At 74.5% G+C, this 16419-nt stretch carries 18 protein-coding genes and 1 pseudogene; 7 read left to right on the top strand and 12 right to left on the bottom strand.

Features of this window, described 5'->3' with window-relative positions:
* Positions 1-116: 116 nt before the first annotated feature.
* Positions 117-2450 (bottom strand): germacradienol/geosmin synthase Cyc2, encoded by a 2334-nt coding sequence (cyc2, locus tag ABT026_RS21650; RefSeq protein WP_351116481.1) that lies wholly within the window; start codon positions 2448-2450, stop codon positions 117-119.
* A gap of 238 nt (positions 2451-2688) precedes the next feature.
* Between cyc2 and ABT026_RS21645 the strand changes: the two genes are divergently transcribed.
* From ABT026_RS21645 to ABT026_RS21635, 3 genes are all read left to right on the top strand, one after another.
* Positions 2689-3678, top strand: a complete 990-nt coding sequence (locus ABT026_RS21645; RefSeq protein WP_351116479.1) for a polyprenyl synthetase family protein — start codon at positions 2689-2691, stop codon at positions 3676-3678.
* 39 nt (positions 3679-3717) lie between these two features.
* On the top strand, positions 3718-5133 hold the full coding sequence (locus ABT026_RS21640) for an FAD-dependent monooxygenase (RefSeq protein WP_351116478.1): 1416 nt from the start codon (positions 3718-3720) through the stop codon (positions 5131-5133).
* Between the two features lie 149 nt (positions 5134-5282).
* Complete coding sequence (locus ABT026_RS21635; RefSeq protein ID WP_351116477.1) at positions 5283-5675, top strand: VOC family protein; 393 nt, start codon at positions 5283-5285, stop codon at positions 5673-5675.
* On the opposite strand, the gene ABT026_RS21630 is transcribed toward ABT026_RS21635, so the two are convergent.
* Complete coding sequence (locus ABT026_RS21630) at positions 5647-6267, bottom strand: DinB family protein (RefSeq protein ID WP_351116475.1); 621 nt, start codon at positions 6265-6267, stop codon at positions 5647-5649. The two genes, ABT026_RS21635 and ABT026_RS21630, sit on opposite strands and share 29 nt — an antisense overlap.
* 226 nt (positions 6268-6493) lie before the next feature.
* On the opposite strand from ABT026_RS21630, the gene ABT026_RS21625 reads away from it, so the two are divergent.
* The gene (locus ABT026_RS21625; protein ID WP_351116474.1) at positions 6494-7108 is read left to right on the top strand and encodes an RBBP9/YdeN family alpha/beta hydrolase; all 615 of its coding nucleotides are present in this window, start codon (positions 6494-6496) and stop codon (positions 7106-7108) included.
* 29 nt (positions 7109-7137) lie between these two features.
* On the opposite strand, the gene ABT026_RS21620 is transcribed toward ABT026_RS21625, so the two are convergent.
* Entirely contained in the window at positions 7138-7692 is a 555-nt protein-coding gene (locus ABT026_RS21620; protein ID WP_351116473.1) for a DinB family protein, read from the bottom strand.
* 150 nt (positions 7693-7842) lie between these two features.
* Here ABT026_RS21620 and ABT026_RS21615 point away from each other — a divergent pair, with 150 nt between their 5' ends.
* A complete protein-coding gene (locus tag ABT026_RS21615; RefSeq protein WP_351116471.1) occupies positions 7843-8829 on the top strand; it encodes a helix-turn-helix transcriptional regulator in 987 nt (328 codons plus the stop codon).
* Here the strand turns inward: ABT026_RS21615 and ABT026_RS21610 are convergent.
* The 5 genes from ABT026_RS21610 to ABT026_RS21590 are packed head-to-tail and all read right to left on the bottom strand — an operon-like array spanning position 8783 to position 11890.
* On the bottom strand, positions 8783-9457 hold the full coding sequence (locus tag ABT026_RS21610) for an acetoacetate decarboxylase family protein (RefSeq protein ID WP_351116469.1): 675 nt from the start codon (positions 9455-9457) through the stop codon (positions 8783-8785). The two genes, ABT026_RS21615 and ABT026_RS21610, sit on opposite strands and share 47 nt — an antisense overlap.
* Entirely contained in the window at positions 9454-10398 is a 945-nt protein-coding gene (locus tag ABT026_RS21605) for an aldo/keto reductase (protein WP_351116468.1), read from the bottom strand. The genes ABT026_RS21610 and ABT026_RS21605 overlap by 4 nt, the downstream gene beginning before the upstream one ends.
* 55 nt (positions 10399-10453) lie before the next feature.
* Positions 10454-10972 (bottom strand): SRPBCC family protein, encoded by a 519-nt coding sequence (locus ABT026_RS21600; RefSeq protein ID WP_351116466.1) that lies wholly within the window; start codon positions 10970-10972, stop codon positions 10454-10456.
* 52 nt (positions 10973-11024) lie between these two features.
* Positions 11025-11582: a dihydrofolate reductase family protein gene (locus tag ABT026_RS21595; protein ID WP_351116465.1), complete on the bottom strand. Its 558-nt coding sequence runs from the start codon at positions 11580-11582 to the stop codon at positions 11025-11027.
* Between the two features lie 53 nt (positions 11583-11635).
* Positions 11636-11890, bottom strand: a complete 255-nt coding sequence (locus tag ABT026_RS21590; protein ID WP_351116463.1) for a DUF6332 family protein — start codon at positions 11888-11890, stop codon at positions 11636-11638.
* A 118-nt stretch (positions 11891-12008) separates the two neighbouring features.
* Here ABT026_RS21590 and ABT026_RS21585 point away from each other — a divergent pair, with 118 nt between their 5' ends.
* Both ABT026_RS21585 and ABT026_RS21580 read left to right on the top strand, forming a co-directional pair.
* Positions 12009-12260, top strand: coding sequence for a hypothetical protein (locus tag ABT026_RS21585; protein WP_351116462.1), 252 nt, complete (start codon positions 12009-12011; stop codon positions 12258-12260).
* Between the two features lie 188 nt (positions 12261-12448).
* Complete coding sequence (locus ABT026_RS21580) at positions 12449-13234, top strand: aminoglycoside adenylyltransferase domain-containing protein (protein ID WP_351116459.1); 786 nt, start codon at positions 12449-12451, stop codon at positions 13232-13234.
* Here the strand turns inward: ABT026_RS21580 and ABT026_RS21575 are convergent.
* The 4 genes and pseudogenes from ABT026_RS21575 to ABT026_RS21560 all read right to left on the bottom strand — a co-directional run bounded on the left by ABT026_RS21575 (position 13210) and on the right by ABT026_RS21560 (position 16380).
* A pseudogene (locus tag ABT026_RS21575) lies at positions 13210-14252 on the bottom strand (SDR family NAD(P)-dependent oxidoreductase). The gene ABT026_RS21580 and the pseudogene ABT026_RS21575 sit on opposite strands and share 25 nt — an antisense overlap.
* A gap of 51 nt (positions 14253-14303) precedes the next feature.
* Positions 14304-15236, bottom strand: coding sequence for an alpha/beta hydrolase (locus tag ABT026_RS21570; RefSeq protein ID WP_351116458.1), 933 nt, complete (start codon positions 15234-15236; stop codon positions 14304-14306).
* Positions 15237-15241: 5 nt separating this feature from the next.
* Positions 15242-15745: a pyridoxamine 5'-phosphate oxidase family protein gene (locus ABT026_RS21565; RefSeq protein ID WP_351116456.1), complete on the bottom strand. Its 504-nt coding sequence runs from the start codon at positions 15743-15745 to the stop codon at positions 15242-15244.
* A 95-nt stretch (positions 15746-15840) separates the two neighbouring features.
* Positions 15841-16380: a barstar family protein gene (locus ABT026_RS21560; protein ID WP_351116455.1), complete on the bottom strand. Its 540-nt coding sequence runs from the start codon at positions 16378-16380 to the stop codon at positions 15841-15843.
* Between the last annotated feature and the right edge of the window lie 39 nt (positions 16381-16419).

Raw genomic sequence — 16419 nt, 5'->3', positions numbered from 1 at the left:
GGCCCCCGCCGCAGGCGGGCGCGGGGTTACATTTTCGCAAACGTTTTAAACTGTGCTAACCCCCCCGGCCTGCCGCGGGCCGCGCCGCCCGCACGGCCGTGCACCGCTGCACCGGGTCACTGCCGAGGGTCGGCCCCGACGCCGGGCGCCGGAACGCCGGGGATCGCCCAGGCTCCGGCCGCCCGACCGGACGGCACAAGGCCGGCGGGGGCCGCCGCGGCGGACGGGGACGAGGACGCGGACGCGGACAGCGACGGAAGCCCGGGCCCGGCGGAAAGGCTGTGCGGCCCCGGAAGGCCGGGCGGGGACGGCACGGCGCCCGGCACGAACCGGTGGGCCCGCCGGGAGAGCCAGGCGTCCTTGTACCGGTCGACCTCGCGGTGCCAGTTCAGGATGCCCGCCATCCAGTTCCGCAGGTCGGCCACGTAACCGTCGACGGCCCGGCGGGCCTCCACGCCGAGCGCGAGGTCGTCGTACAGGGCGGGGAGCTCGTGGGCGACGACGTGCTGGAACTGCTCCATGCGCCGGGCCGTCAGGTCCTGGACGACGCGGAGGGCGTCCGGGTAGTCGCAGCCGAAGAAGTTCTGCACCACCAGCACGGCGTTGTGGATCTCGCCCTCGAACTCGATCTCCTTCTGGTACGAGAAGATGTCGTTGACCAGGCAGGCGTAGTCGACGGCCGCGTTCTCCAGGGACCGGACGGGCCCGCTGCGGTAGACCTCCGCCGGGACGGCGGGGCCGTGGCCGAGGCGGCACAGGCTCATCGTGAGGTCGGCCCCGAAGGTGGCCCGTCGCATCTCCAGGTAGTCCACCGGGTCCGGGACGCGGTGCAGGAGCTGGTTGGCGAGCTCCCAGACCCAGCTCTCGGTCATGTCGTCGACGGCCTTGCGCAGGATCCGCCGCTGTTCGGGGGACATCGCCGCGGTGGTGCGCGCCCACAGATCGGCGAGACCGCGCTCCATGGCGTTGGCCGGGGGCCCGGCGGCCTCACCCTCGAGAGGCATGCAGGCGGAGAGGCGGGCGGTGGTGAGGCGGGCCGCCGCCAGGTCGCGGCGGTGTCCGAAGACCAGCGGGTAGTAGTCGTCGCCGTAGGTGCCCCAGGCCAGCCAGGCGGAGGCCAGGTCGAGCCCTTCCCGGGTGCCCGAGGGGTGGATCCCGGCGGCGCAGAGCGGGAGGTCGTAGGCGCGCAGCTTGTCCTCGTCCCACACCCCCTCGGCGAAGATCCCCATGTCCTCCACCCAGTCCCGCAGCCGGTGGCGGGCGCCGTCCAGGTGCGGGCTGAGGGTGAGCTCGAACGGCATCGGCAGGTCGGGGATCCGGGCCGGGCCGACCCGCTGGAACGGCACGTGGGTGTGGTTCCGCAGCCGCGCGGCCCCGGCCCCGGCGAGCAGCGCACGCACGTCGGCGGCGGAGGCGCCCGGCCCCGTCGGGCCGCGGAGCGGGTCGGTGCGGGCGGCGAGCGCGCCTTCGTTCATGTAGCGGCTGGAGCGCAGGTGCCACTCGTGGCCGCCGGACTGCCAGTCCTGGAGGCCGCGCGTGTAGGCGGCGACGGCGGCCACCTCGTCGGGGGTGAGGCCGGCCTCCAGCGCGAGGGCGGGCACCTCGGTCAGGGCGGTGTGCTCGAACTGGTGGAGGCGGGAGGTGAGGACGTCGTTGACGATCTCGGCGGCCTGCTGCGGCGGGCAGCCGAAGAAGTTCTCCAGGACGAGGACGCCGTTGCTGAGTTCGCCCTCCTCCTCGACCTCGCGCTGGTAGGAGAAGAGGTCGTTGCGCAGGTGGACGCCGTCGGAGAAGGTCTCCATCAGCACCCGCAGCGGCCGGGACCGGGCGACGCGGTGCGGGACCTCGGCGGTGGCGTACTCGACCAGGCCGGCCGACCAGGGAGCGCCGCCGACCTTTCGGCGCATCTCGATGTACTCCACCGGGTTGGCGATCCGGCCCTCGCCGATGTTGGAGAGCTCCCACAGGGACTCGTTCAGCAGGTGTTCGGTGGCCAGGGCGAAACGGCGGCGCCAGTGCTCCGACATCGCGGGGACGGTGCGCGCCCACAGGTCGGCGAGTCCGGCCTCCACCGGGTTCCGCGGCTCGGGCACGGGGGTCGCGAGGTCGGGCGGCATGAACTGCGGGAGCCGCTCCAGGTGGGCCCGGCCGCCGGCGCGGTCCAGACCGCGTTTGAACATCTCCAGGAAGTGGTCGTCGAAGAAGAAGACCCACACGTACCAGTCGGTGATCAGGGAGAGCGCGGGCCCGTCGCAGTCGGGGTGGGTGTAGGCGCACAGCAGGCCGTAGTCGTGCGCGTCGAGGTCGGACTGCTCCCAGACGCCGGATCCCTCCAGCATCCCCATGTCCCGGGCCCACGCCGTGGAGTGGGCGCGGGCCTCGTCGAGGTGCGGGTTCAGCCGCGCGGGATACGGCATGTAGAACTGCGGGAGTTCGAACGGCTGCGTCATGGCCGGGTCCTGCCCCGGCCCACGCCCTGCCATCCGCCGCCCGACCCGGCTCCACACCTTCGCGTGAAACCGGGGCGAACGGGAACTCCCGGCCGCCGCGGTGCTGTCACGGAGGCGCGGCGGCCTCCCGCCCGGCGTCAATCGGACGCCCTGGCCGAATCTTGCTCTGGCCTCGCACGGATCAACGATGTTCGAATCGTGTTCCACTCCAGACCCAGTGGCTTACGGGGGAACAGCAGTGCCCTCCTTGACCTACCAGGACCTGCACGCCGCTCACGCCGAGGCCATCGAGGCCGAGGTGACCGCCGCACTCGAGGCGGCCGGCCCACCCGGCGGGCTGTTGAGGACCGCCTGCGAGGAACTGCTGGACCGGCAGCCGATGCGGTACCCCTTGTCGGTCCTTCCCCTGGCGGTCCACGGTGCGGAGACCGGGGATCCGGAGCCCGCGCTCCCGCTGGCGGCGGTGCACCTGCTGTGGTGGACGGCCGCCTGCCGCATGGACGACGTCGCGGACGGGGAGAGGGCCGCCGGGGAGGGCGCGTCCGGCCCCGAGACGTCGCTCTCCACCCTGGCCGTCGGCACACTGCTCCCGCTGCGCCTGCTCGGCTCCCCGCGCGTGCCCGGCCCCTTGCAGCGGCCCCTGGCCGCCGAGTTGGTCTCCTGCGGACTTGCCGCGGTGGACGGCCAGCTCGCCGACCTGCGGGGCGCCTCGGGGATCGCGCCGCGCCGCGAGGCGGTGCTGGCCGCCTACCGCGGCAAGTCCGGCGCCCCCTTCGCGATGATCACCGGCATGGCGGCGCTGCTCGCCGGCGCGTCGGCCGAACGCACGACCGCGTGGCGCGAGTTCGGCGACCTCCTCGGAATCCTCTGGCAGTTCTTCAACGACCAGGAGGACATCGCCTCCGGCCGCAACGAGGACCTGGCCAACGGCACCGCGACCCACCTGCTGGCCTGCGCCGCCGAGTCGGCCTCCCTCGCGGACGCCGCCCGGCTCGGCCTGCTCCGCCGGGCGGCCCGGACGTCCCCCCGGGCCCGTGAGGAGCTCCTCGGGATGCTGCTGCGCGACGAGGCGCAGGGGCTCTTCCGGCAGGACGTGGAACGGCACCGTGTCCTCGCCCACCAGCTCCTCGGCCGCCTCGCCGGGCGGGAGCCCTACGCGTCCTGCCTCCACGACCTCGTCGACCAGGCCGCGAGTCCGTCCCTGCCCGCCCCGGTCCCCGCCCGCTGATCGCGTCCCCGCTCCCGTCCCCCGCGAAAGAGTCCGCCCATGTCCCGCCGCACCGCCGTCGTCGTCGGCGGCAGCATCACCGGAATGCTGGCCGCCGCCGTCCTGGCCGAGTACGCCGACGTCACCGTCGTCGAACGCGACCGGCTTCCCGAGGGACCCGAGCCGCGCCGGGGCCTGCCGCAGGCCCGGCACGCGCACGTGCTGTGGTCCGGCGGCGTGAAGGCCATGGAGTCGCTGCTGCCGGGTCTGGTAGAGGAGTTGACGGCGAGGGGCGCCTGGCGCGCCCGGATCATGACGGACCTGGTCTCCAAGGCCCCCTCGGGGCAGTGGTTCCGCCGCTTCACCCATTCCCGGCACACCAACGTGGTGTGCGGCCGGGACCTGCTGGACGCCGTGGTCCGCGCCCGGGTGCTGCGCGACGCCCGGGTGACGCTGCGGACCGGCGTCGAGGCGGTCGGGCTCGCGGGCGCGCCCGACCGGGTCGTCGGCGTCGACGTGATGGCCGGTGAGGGCGGGGCGCGCGAGCGGCTGACCGCCGACCTGGTGGTGGACGCGAGCGGACGTGCGGGCCGCGCCCCGGTCTGGCTGGCGGAACTGGGCCTGCCTCCGGTGCCGGAGCGCACCGTCGACTCGGGCATGGGCTACGCCAGCCGCCTCTACCGTGCCCCGGCGGGGGCGGAGCGCTTCCCGGTCGTCAACGTCCAGGCGGACCCGCACGCCCCGGTGGGGCGGGGCGGCATCCTCAACCCGATCGAGGGCGGCCGCTGGCTGGTCACCCTGGCCGGCAGCCGTGACGGGCGCCCGACCGCCGACCCCGACGCCTTCGTTCCGTTCGCACGCTCCCTCCCGCATCCGGTGATCGGTGAACTGATCGCCGACGCCGAGCCGTTGGGACCGGTGGTCACCACCCGCAGCACCGCCAACCGGCGCCGCTACTACGAGCGGGCGAGGCGTCTGCCGGCCGGTTTCGTCGTGCTGGGCGACGCGATCGCCGGCTACAACCCGGTGTACGGCCACGGGGTGAGCGCCGCCGCGCAGAGCGTCGTCGCGCTGCGCGAGGTGCTGCGCCGGCACGACCTGACCGACCCGCTGACCGCCCGGCGGGTCCAGCGGGCGGCGGCGCGGCCGGTGGAGAACGCGTGGAACCTGGCGGTCGGGCAGGACGTGTTCTACCCGGGCGCCGCCGACCGGCCGCCGAGCCGTGCGGAGCGGCTGCTGGCCGCCTACGTGGACCGTGCCGTCGACGCCGGAGCCCGCAATCCGCGGGCGCTGCGCATCCTGCTCGACGTCATGAGCATGGAGCGTCCGGCCACCCGGCTGATGCGGCCGGACATGCTCGCCCTGCTCCTCCTCGGCCGCCGCAAGCCCCTGCTGGACGGCCCGCCGCTGAGCGAGGCCGAACTGCGGGCGGCGGGACTTCCGGTGAGCGCCGGGGAGCGGACGCCCTCGGTCTAGACTGCCGCCATGACTGCCGGGTCGGCCACGGGCCACACACGAGTGAGGCGCCCGGCCTCGGCGTGACGCCGGCGCGGGCCCGCGGCCCGCCCCCGGTTCCGGACCCCCGCACCCTCACCTTCCGGAACCGACACTGGAGCGTCACCCGTATGTCCGTCACCGCAGTACAGCTCGACCACGTCGTCGTCCACGCCAGGGACCGCGAACTGTCCGCCGAGTTCCTCGCCGCCGTCCTCGGCCTGCGGGTCGGGGCCCCCTTCGGCCCCTTCCTCCCGGTCGACCTCGGCAACGGCGTCACGCTCGACTACTACGAGAAGCGCGACGAGCCGATCCAGGGCCAGCACTACGCGTTCCTGGTCCCCGAGGAGCGGTTCGACGCGATGGTGGACCGCCTGGAGGCCCTGGGCGTCACCTACTTCGCCGACCCGCGTCACACCGAGCCGGGCCGGGTCAACCGGCTCTTCGGCGGACGCGGCGCGTACTTCGCCGACCCGGACGGCCACAACATGGAGATCATGACCCGTCCGTACGCCCGGCCCTGACCGCGCGGCGGTCCGGACCGAGGAGGGCGCCGCCCGGGCCGAGGGAGCGGTGGAGGTCGCGCAGCAGCGCGACCTCCGCCCCGTGGTGGATCATCTCGCGGTGGATGTGCAGGACGAGCGACGCCATCGGGTACTCGGCGAAGTCGTGTTCGGCGGGGCCGCAGCGGCGGGCGAGCCCTTCCTCGCCCAGGCGCCGCACGCCGGCCGTCCACGCCGCGTACGCCTCGTCGAGCTGGGCGAGGGCCTGGTCGGCGGTGCCGGCCCAGGGGAAGGCCGTGTACTCCACGACCGGTCCGCCGAAGTGCGCGGCGACCCGCAGGCCCAGCACGCCGACCACCATGTGACCCAGCCGCCAGGCGATGGTGGTCACCGGCGGCGGGTCGGGCTCGGGGTGGGCGTAGTCGATGGTGAACGCGCCGCCGCCCACCGCGAGCGGAGCGGTGCTCGTGCCCTGCGGACGCACGCTCCAGCAGCCTCCCACCGGTTCCCAGAAGTACTCGTCGTCGGTGAGGCCGGACAGTCGCGGCCGCAGCTGGTGACGCCAGTGCCGGTCGAGCTGCTCGACCAGCTCGTGGTTCCAGTCGATGGACATTCCTCCACCGTAGGGCGACGGGCGGCCGCGTCCCGGGTGCCGCGCCCCGGGCCCGCCCGGCGTGCCTCTTCCGTCCGGTGATTCGTCGGCCGCGCGTCGGCCACGCGTGGGCCGCGGAGGGGGCGCGGGCGCGACGTAGGGGCCGGGGGCGCGGGGGCCACGTGGGGGCCGTTCGTCTGCCGGACCGCGCTGGACGCCTCGTCCGGCCGCGGCCGATCATGGTGCGATGAGCGACGACAGCACGCCCGAGCAGGGCTTCCTCATCCTGCACGGCTGGCAGAACCGCCGGCCGGCCGACCACTGGCAGCACTGGCTGGCCGACCGGCTCACCGGTCTGGGGCACGAGGTGGTGTACCCCCAGCTGCCCGACCCCGACGAGCCGAGCCTGGACGTCTGGCTGGCGGAGTACGAGAGGCACCTGGCCTCGCTGCGCGCGCGGCGCCGCACCGTCCTGTGCCACAGCCTCGCCTGCTGCACCTGGCTGCACGCCGTCGACCGCGGCCTGGTGCGCGATCCCGTGGACCGGGTCCTGCTGATCGCACCGCCCGGGCCCGCCTTCCTGCGCGACGCCCCCGAGATCACCGCGTTCACCGCGCCGCAGGTCACCCCCGCCCAGCTGGGCGCCGCGGCCCGGCACACCCGGGTGGTCTGCGCCGACGACGACCCGTACTGCGTGGAGGGCGCGGACGCGGCCTACGCCCGCCCGTCGGCGGTGCCGGCGGACGTCCTGCCCGGCACCGCCCACCTCAACCCGGACTCCGGCTACGGCCCGTGGTCCGCCCTCCTCGACTGGTGCCTCTCCCCCGGTCCCGCCGACTCCCCGGTGGGCGCGACCCGTTGAGCGACCCGTGAGCCGGCCGGACCGTCGGATCAGCCCATCGTCTTCGCGCCGTCCAGAGTCTCGCGGATGATGTCGGCGTGCCCGGCGTGCTGGGAGGTCTCCGCGACGATGTGGAGCAGGACCCGCCGGGCGGACCAGCTGCGGTCACCCTCGAACCAGGGGGCCCTGGGCAGCGGCCGGCTCGCGTCCAGGTCGGGCAGCGTGGCCACCAGGCCGTCGGTCCGGGCCGCCACCCGGTCATAGGCCTCGAGCAGCCCGGCCAGCGTCTCGTCGGGAAGCATCCGGAAGTCCGCGGCCCGCTTCTCCCAGTCGGCCTCCGTCATGTTCTCGAAGTCGCCCAGCGCGGAGGGTCCTTCGAGGATGAAGTCCACCCAGGCCGTCTCCACCGAGGCCACGTGCTTGATCAGCCCGCCGAGGCTCAGTTCGCTCACGGTGGGCCGCAGGCGGGCCTGCTCGTCGGTGATGTCACGCACGGTCATGCGCAGGAACTCGCGGTGGCGGACCAGCATCTCCAGGATGTCGGCGCGCTCGCCGTCGAGGGTTCCCACGGTGTCTGCAGACGTGATCATTTCTTCGACGCTCATCTCGGTATCGCCTTCGTTCGTCGTGCTCAAGGGAACGGGTGCCGCACGGCGGCGTCCCCCTCGTTCCCGTCCTCGTCGTCCCAGGACAAGATCCACGCTAGATCGCATTGCGGCCGGATTCTGTCCGCAATCGCCGCCACACTGGATGACATGGCGAACACCAGTGCACGCACCCTGCGGCTGCTCTCCTTGCTGCAGACCCACCGCTACTGGCCGGGGACCGAGCTGGCCGACCGGCTGGGCGTCTCCGCGCGGACGCTGCGCCGTGACGTCGACAGGCTCCGCGAGCTGGGCTACCCGGTGGAGGCGAACCGCGGGGTGGACGGCGGCTACCAGCTGGCGGCCGGGGCCGCGTTGCCGCCGCTGGTGATCGACGACGAGGAGGCGGTGGCCCTCGTCCTGGGTCTCCAGGCGGCGGCGCAGAACGCGGTGGAGGGGATGGCCGAGTCGTCCGTGCGGGTGCTGGCGAAGGTGGTCCGGGTGATGCCTGCCCGTCTGCGTCGCCGGGTGGAGGCGCTGCACAAGGTGACGGTTCCGGTCCGGTGGGGCGACGGCGAGGGCCCCGCGGTGGATCCCTCGGCGCTGACCACGGTGGCGCTGGCCTGCCGGAACGAGGAGCGGCTCCTGTTCGGCTACCGCGCCGCCGACGGCACCCGCACCGAGCGTCATGCCGAGCCGCACCGTCTGGTGCCGCTGGGGGGCCGCTGGTACCTGGTCGCCTACGACCTGGACCGGGCGGACTGGCGCAGTTTCCGGCTCGACCGGCTCAGCTCCCCGGAGGCGACCGGTGACCGGTTCCGCCCCAGGGAGCTTCCCGCCGCCGACGCCGCGGCCTTCGTCAGGGCGGGGCTGGAGAACCTGCCGCGCCCGCACCGGGTGGAGGTGCTGGTCGACGCCCCGGCGGACGTCGTCCGGCAGCGGATCGGCCGCTGGTGCCGGGTGGAGGCGCTGGACGGCGCCCGCTGCCGGGTGGAGATGACCACGGACGACCTGAACTGGGCGGTGACGGCCGTGGGCATGGCGGGGACGGACTTCCAGGTCGTCGGCCCGCCCGAGATGGTGGAGAAGGCACGCGAGTGGGGCGCCCGCCTCAGCCGAGCCGCTCGCGCGGGGGCCGGAACCCGACCCGGAACCTGAAGTCCTCCAGGGTGAACGACAGCAGGGGGCGGCCCTCGCCCAGGAAGGCGAGCTCCCCTGCGGGGTCGGGGCGGAAGGACGTCCTGGCCGGCGCGGGCCTGCCGGTGAGGTGGGCGGGGACGGCCAGCACCTCCCCGTCCACCTCCTGAAGGAGCCGGGTGCGGATGGGCAGCCGGACGGGCAGCCGGTCGGGCAGCGTCCGCCCCGGCCGGAACGCGGCGCGGACCTCGCCCGTCCCCGGGGCCCGGAGCGTCACGTGCTCCGTGCCAGGCGGGCCAGCCCCGGGCTCCCAGGTGAAGTGCCCGATCTCCTTGGGGATGCCCCACAGGGTGCGGCCACCGGCCTTGGACTGCTCGCTGTCCACCCACACCGCCACCGCCGTGCACCCGATCCGCCGCCCCTGCCGGACGGCTAGCGCCACCAGCAACTCCCGGTAGGCGAGGGTCCCTTCGGGCGAGTAGTCGACGCAGAAGGTCAGCAGGAGGCGGCGTCCGCCCACGTCCAGCGGGCGCACCCCTTCGGGCAGCGGCCACTTCGGCAGCCTGCTCGGACGGACCTGCCGGAGACCGACGTGCATCCGGCCCCGCAGGTCCCACGGTTCGGGCGGGAAGGGTTCGGTTTCGCTCATCCCCCCATGGTGCCCGGCCGCGTGTCGGCGTGGTGGTGGGCCCGGTCGAGGGAGGCGAGTTCCTCGTCCGACAGGCGGAGCGATCCCGCCGCCACGTTGGCGGCCAGATGGTCCGGGTCGCCGGTGCCGGTGATGGTCAGCATCTGCGGTCCCTGGGCGAGGGTCCAGGCGATGCGGACCTGGGCGGGGGTGGCCTGGTGCGCGCGGGCGACCGCGGAGACCTCCGGCAGCTCGCCGTCGCCGCGTCCGTCCTCCTTGGCCGTGCCGGCGAGGCTGTAGAACGGCACGAAGGCGATGCCCAGTTCACCGCAGCGGGCCGCCAACACCGCCTGGTGGGTGTTGTATCCGAGACCGTACGGGTTCTGGACGCTCACCACGGGCGCGATCTGCCGGGCCTCGTCGAGATGCTCCCGCCGGATGCTGGAGAGCCCCAGGTGGCGGATCAGGCCCGCCTCGCGCAGCTCGGCGAGCGCGCCGAAGTGGTCGGCCGCCGAGCCCGGGCCCATCATCCGCAGGTACACCAGGTCCAGGTGGTCGCGCCCGAGCTGGCGCAGGTTCTCCTCGACCTGGCCCCGCAGCTCCGACGGCGAGGCGGCGGCCGCCCAGGTGCCGTCGGCGGCGCGTCGCGGCCCGACCTTGGTCGCGATCACCAGGTCGCTCGGATAAGGGCCGCCGAGCGCGCTGTTGATGAGCTCGTTGGCCGAACGGAGCGGGGAGAAGTAGAAGTCGGCGGTGTCGATGTGGTTGACGCCGAGGTCGACCGCGCGGCGCAGCACGGTGATCGCCGCGCCGCGGTCGCGGGGGACGGCGTCGGGTATCAGGGCGGTCCCGGTCTGGGGCAACCGCATCGCGCCGAAGCCGATCCGGCGCACGGGCAGGTCACCGAGGGTCCAGGTTCCGGACGCCTCGGCGGTGACGGGGTGCGGGGGCAGGGAGGTCATCGGCGGATGATCGCACAGAGCGGCTCCCGCCGTGGCCCGCCCGCCGCCGGGGCGGTCAGCCGGTGGCCGCCGCGTGCCGGGCCAGCCCTCTCACGACGTCCTTCACGAACCGGCCCAGCGCCCACCGGTAGATCCACCCGGTCCCCGGCACCTTCGCCCGGAAGACCGACCGCCACCGGATCTCCGTGCCCCCGTCCGCGCCGGGGGTCAGCACGACGTCCGCCCGGTAGTCCCGCAGCGGGAGCCCGGAGAGCAGCACGTAGGCGAAGTGCCGGTCCGGCTCGCTGACCACGATCCGCTCCCGCGAGACGTGCCGCCCGGTCCGGAAGACCCGCACCGCGCCGACGCCCTCGCCACCGCCCGGCGCCGGGGACTCGAGGGTGAACGAGTCCAGCGGCGACCACCCGGGCCACCCCGCCCCGTCCCGTCCCGCAGCAGCGCGTGCACGACGCGCGGGGCGGCCGTGGTGTGCTCGGTGTGCTCGATGACCTGAGGCCCCATCGCTCTCCCCTTCGCCTTCGCCCGGACCGGCCGTCCGGCTTCCACGGTAGGGGCCACCGCCCAGGCGCGGCACCCCGCGTGGGGCGTCCGACGTCGCGGGCAGGCGGGGCGTCCGCCTTCGCGGCTCAGCGGGTCCGGTAGCGCGCGTAGATCAGTCCGCTCGCGAAGGTACGTTCCTCGACCAGTTCGAGATCGAGGCGCACGCCGTCGGGAAAGAACCGCTTGCCGCCGCCGACCACGCTGGTGGTGATGAAGAGGTGGTACTCGTCCACCAGGCCCGCCCTGATCGCCTGGGCCGCGAGGTTCGGACCGTCCACGGTCAGGTCGTGCTCGGCCGCGGCCTTGAGCTCGCGCACCGCGTCCGGGTCGAAGGTCCGCTCGATCCTGGTCCTCGCACTGGACACCGACTCCAACGTCGTGGAGTACACGACCTTCTCCGCGGCCTGCCAGTCGCGGGCGTACTGCAGGATGTGCGGCGGCAGGTCGGGCTCGGTGTGCGCGGTCTCCCAGTAGACCATCGTCTCGTACATCCGCCGGCCGTAGAGGTACGTGCCGACGGGGCGGAAGACGTCGTTGACGAAGGTGTGCACCTCCGGATCGTCCGCCCCGACACCGAGGCTTCCTTCCGCCGCCTCGGCGTAACCGTCGAGCGAGGTGATCATCGAGTAGATGAGCTTTGCCACGGTTCTCCTTCGGGTGGTGTGGGTGGGCCCGAGGCCGGCCACCGAGGCCGTGGTCAGCGGCCCATGCGGCGCTGCTTGTCGAACCGGAGCAGCACCCGTACCAGGCGCCACGCTCCGGCCACAGCTCCGAGCAGTGCGCCCACGGTCCTCACGCGGCTCTCCGCCGCACCGGAGAGGCCGAGGGCCGGGGCGAGAACCCAGGCGGCGGCGAGAATCGCCCCGGCCAGTACGCCGGCCGTCACCAGGGCGAAGACGATCTCCACCGTCATCGCGTCCTTCTCCCACCGCGACTCCCGCCCCATGTCCATGCTGCAAGTCTCACAGCACGGTCAAGTCCCCGCCCCACGCCGGCAGGTGGCCGCTGACCGCTGACTCGAACGAACAGCTCGACCGTCCGGGGGAACGACTGACTAGGCTCACTGTCGTATGAACGTTCTCCTGCCTCCCCTGCTGGTGCTCGGCGGCCTGGCCGTCGCTGTCGCCGCCTTCGCCTGGCTGGCCCGCCGGGTGCGTCGAAGGGGCACCGCCGGGGCCGCGGCCTCCGCCGCGCTCGCGTCCTGGGAGGAGGCGTTCCGGGTCACCTCCCACGAGGCCTACCAGGAGGTGCGGGTGCAGACGGAGCGCACGCCGCCCCGCCCGTCGCCGGACGGTCCCGGTCGCGGACGGCGCCGCCGCTGACCCCGGCGGGGTGCGGGGAGTTACCCTGCACGCATGGCTTCCTGCTGCTTCGCCGCGTACCGCACCCGCCGCGCGCTCTGAGCGCGGCGATCCGGCCCCGGTCCGTCACCCGGACCGGGTGACGCCTCCTGTTTCCGCCGCGCCCGCGAACCGTCCATCGGCACTCACACGGGCACGGAGACCTCCGCATGCACCCCACCCGCTTCACCCCCTTCGAGGAGCTCGACGCGCTCCTCGGCGACCTGACCCGCTCGGTCCGCGACATCCTCGGCGACACCTTCGTCGGCGCCTACGTGCAGGGCTCGTTCGCCCTCGGCGCCGGGGACCGGCACAGCGACTGCGACTTCGTCGTCGCCACCACGCGCCTGCCGTCCGGCGCCACGGAGTCGGCGTTGCGCCGGCTCCACGACGGCATTCCGCTGCGCCCCGGCCACTGGACGCGGCATCTGGAGGGCTCCTACGCCGACACCGCCTCCCTGCGCGACGTCACGGGTCTCGGCACGCCGTGGCTGTTCAACGACCACGGTCACCGGGAGCTGACCTGGGACACCCACTGCAACAGCGCGCACGCCCGGTGGATCCTGCGTCACCACGGCATCACCCTGGCCGGCCCCGCGGTCGCCGAGGTGGTCGACGAGGTCCCGCCCGGGGCGGTGCGCGCCGAGGCGCGGGCCGGACTGCCGGGACTGCTGGACGCCATCCGGACCTGGGCGCCCTTCGACCTGGCCTGGACCCAGCGGTACACGGTGACGACGTACTGCCGGATGCTGTACTCGCTGAGCACCGGCGAGGTGGCGTCCAAGCCGGGCGCGCTGACCTGGAGCGCGGCCGAACTCGCGCCTGAATGGCGGCCGTTGCTCACGCAGGTGCTGGAGGACCGTGGCCGCGGCTGGGACCCGGCCGACCCGCCGCGGCCGGGTTCCCTGGAGGCGTCGTACGCCTTCGCCTCCTACGCGGAGTCCTTCGCCGGCTGATCCGCGGCGGCCGACCCGTCCACGACGGCGGACTGGTCCGCGGCGGCGGACCGATCCACGACGGCGGACTGGTCCGCGGCGGCCGGTTGTCCCGCGGCGGTCGGCTGTACCGCCGTGGCCGCGGGCCGCTCCGCCGGGCCCGGGCGGGCCGCTCCCCCGCCGTACCGGGCGCGCAACTCCTCGGTGTAGCGCGCCCGGCGGCGGGTGTCGCGGCCCAGCGCGATCTCGTCGAGCCGCATCAGGTCGTCGAGCAGGTCCCGCAGCACGCCCGGCAAGGACGCGGCGGGACGCAGCGCCGGTCCGGCCCACCAGGGCACGCACACCGACTGCCGTCGGCTGCCCCGCGTGACCAGCCGCACCACCAGGTCGGCGACCCGCTCGGGCGCCAGCGCGGCCGTGGGGCGGGCGCGCAGGCCGGAGCCGGCCGGGGTGTCCAGCAGGTGCGGCAGCACCGCGGTCACCCGCACCCCGCTGCCCTTCACCTCCCGGTGGAGGGCGGCGGAGAGGGCGGCCACGGCGGCCTTGGTGGCGCTGTAGTGCGCCAGGCCGCCAGCGGCTTGAGGGCGGTGAGGCTGGAGACGTTGACGATGCGGCCCCGGCCGGCCGGCAGCATCATGCCCAGCGCCGCCCGGCAGCCGTTGGCGGTTCCGTCGAGGTTGACGCGGCTCATGGCGGCGGCGAGGCCCGGGTCCTGCTCGGCCAGCGGGCCGTCGGCGAGGACTCCGGCGTTGTTGACCCAGACGTCCAGCCGCCCGTAGCGCTCGACGGCGGCCTCGGCGAGGCGGGCGGTGTCCTCGGGCCGGGTGACGTCGGCCGCGACGGCCAGGTGGTCGTCGCCGAGCCGGGCGGCGGCCGCGCGGAGCGCCTCGCCCTCCAGGTCGCCCACGACCACCCGGTGGCCGACGGCGGCGAACCGCTCGGCGAGGGCGAAGCCGAGACCTCGGGCCCCTCCGGTGACGACGGCGACGGGCGGGCCTGCGAGCTGTCGGCCCGGGGCGGCCGAGGACGATGCGTTCACGTCCGCCCAACGATCCGCGCAGGTCAGGGGTTCCCCACCCTCGACGCGCGGTCAGTTCACGGTGACCCGCCCGGCCAGCCAGTCCTGGGCCCGCCGGACGTACGCGCGCACCCAGGGCACCTCGCCGGCGAGCGTCTCGACGCCGTGCGGGGCCCCCGGCATCACGTCGAGCACCGTGTCGACGCCGCACGCGTCGAGGCGTGCGGCGTAGTCGCGGGACTCCTGGTGGAAGAGGTCGGCGTCCCCGACGCCGATCCAGGCCGGCGGGAGCCCGGTGAGGTCCTCGCGCCGGGCGGGCACCGCGTAGCGCGGGGTCTCGGCGCCGCCGGGTTCCGCGCCGAGGTAGGAGGCCCAGCCCTCGCGGTTGCTGCGGTTGTCCCACACCGGGTGGCGGACCGCGTCGAGGGTGCGGTCGGCGGCGGTCCGGTCGTCGAGCATGGGGCAGAACAGCCACTGGGCGGCCGGTTCGACGCCGCCCTCGTCGTGGAGCCGCTGCGCCAGTGCCGCGGCCAGTCCGCCGCCCGCGCTCCGGCCGCCCACCGCGAGGCGGGCGGTGTCGACGCCCAGGCCGTCGGCGTGCCGCAGCAGCCACTCCCACACCGCGTGGCAGTCGTCGAGGGCCACGGGGCAGGGGTGTTCGGGGGCGAGGCGGTACTCGGCGGACACCACGACCACGCCGAGCGCGTCGCACAGCCGGCCCGCCCAGCGGTGGTCCTGCACGGTCGCGCCGCTGACCAGACCGCCGCCGTGGATCCACAGCACGGCGGCCCCGGTGCGCGGCCGGCCCGGCGCGGGCGTGTACAGCCGCAGGGGTCCGCCGGGCAGGCCTCCGACCGTCCCCGCCAGCACGCCCTCGGGCAGCCGTGCCTCCGGCAGGCGCGCCCGCACCGCCCTTCCTATCCGGCGTCCGAGGGGGCCGGCGGGGATGCTCGGAAGGAAGCGGACGCGGTTCCTGATCGCGGGGTGCAGCTGCTCCGGCCTCATGCCGGTCACGGTACGGGCGGCCCCGCCTCCGGTACAGCGGTCCTCCCCGCGTCCACCGCCCACACGCCGTCCCGCATCACCCAGCGCCCGCGCATCTCGTGCTCCCCGTTGCGGGCCTCGACCGACCGTGGCCGCACCCGGAGCCACACGTACTCCCTGGAGTCCTTCCGCGGGTCCCAGCCTGTCCTGGCGGTGAACGCGTCCGCCGCCGCTCCGGGCGCCTGCGAGGAGATGAGCACCTCGGCGTCCCCGTCCACCAGGACCACGTCCAGCGTGTCCCCCAGCGCCATCCTCACGCGCCCGACCGCGCCGACGTTGCGGGCGGTCGGCGTGGCCGGCCGGGTGGCGAGCCAGAAGCAGCCGTCGTGGCGGACGAACCACAGCGGCACCAGGTACGGCGCCCCGTGGGCGTCCGCGGTCGCCACCCACACGACCGTCTCCTCCGCGAACCGCGCGAGGACGTCACGCGTGCGTCGCTCCATGCCGCGGGGCGGCTCCACCGTCTTCATGCCCGTCACGCTAGCCACCGTCCGCGGTCCTCCGCCCCGGGCCGGGGACCGGCAGCCGCCTCGGCCGTCGGACCTAGGTCTGCCTGCCCCTCGCGTCACGGACGCCACACCGCGAGGTTCAAGGTCACGGTGAGGAAGTCGTCGACGGTCCCGACCACCAGGTCCGGGTCCTCGATCCGTTCGGCGAACTCCTCGGCCCTCACCTCGTCCAGCAGGAAGACGAAGTGCTCGGTCACCACCGGGCGCTCCCGGGAACAACCGTCGGGGTCGACGTCCTTGCCGGCGCGGTCCGCCGCCTGGCAGAGGACCGACACGAGGACCCTGAGGTCCTTCGCCTCGAGGAGGACGTCGGCGCCGTGCACGACGACGACGATGCCCACGCCGCCGGTCTCGTGCGCGTGGAGGTCGTCAAGACAGTCGACCAGCGCGTCCCAGTCGCGGCCGAAGTAGCCGGGGAACCCAAGGGCTGCGGCAAAGGCGTCACAGGTACTCACCATATCGGCGAGGTCCCGGGCGTGGAGGTGGTGGGACCTCCCTCCGGCGGCCTCGAACGCCGCCACCTGCTGCTCGATCTCGGCGGCGTCCCTCGGGCCGAAGACCACCCAGGGAGCCTGCGGCCTGCACAGATCGAACACGGGTCCCACTCCCACTCGGCGACGGGCAACGCCCGCGTG

It is taken from the genome of Streptomyces sp. NPDC002734 (assembly GCF_040295685.1).
In the GTDB taxonomy this organism is placed as follows: domain Bacteria; phylum Actinomycetota; class Actinomycetes; order Streptomycetales; family Streptomycetaceae; genus Streptomyces.
This window is presented reverse-complemented; position numbering and strand designations above follow the sequence as displayed.